The sequence below is a fragment of the Pseudoalteromonas sp. 20-92 genome (genome assembly GCF_030847595.1).
Lineage (GTDB): Bacteria > Pseudomonadota > Gammaproteobacteria > Enterobacterales > Alteromonadaceae > Pseudoalteromonas > Pseudoalteromonas fuliginea.
Genome location: NZ_JANJGQ010000103.1, coordinates 1 through 286, shown reverse-complemented (window position 1 = coordinate 286; position 286 = coordinate 1). Strand labels below are relative to the sequence as shown.

The window sequence follows — 286 nt, the reverse complement described above, 5'->3', positions numbered from 1 at the left end:
CCTGAGAGCGAACTGAATACCAATAAAGCACATCAAGCATTTTTAGACACGCTCGAACAAATATTACCTGAAGGATGCATGCCAATCATTGTGTCAGATGCTATCTATCATGCCCCATGGTTTAAAATAGTTGAAGAAAAAATTGGTATTGGATAGGGAGAGTAAGAGGGGCGAGTATCTCTCTCCCAAGATAAGCAAGAATGGAAAATCAGTTATCAATGGTTTGCCGATGCGCGTATTGGTAAGGCTGATAACCTTGGCTCAATTTATTATGGTAAAACGGCAA

At 40.2% G+C, this 286-nt stretch carries 1 pseudogene; it reads left to right on the top strand.

Annotation, left to right across the window (positions count from 1 at the left end):
• A pseudogene (locus NRL14_RS20930) lies at positions 1-286 on the top strand (IS4 family transposase); the annotation flags it as partial.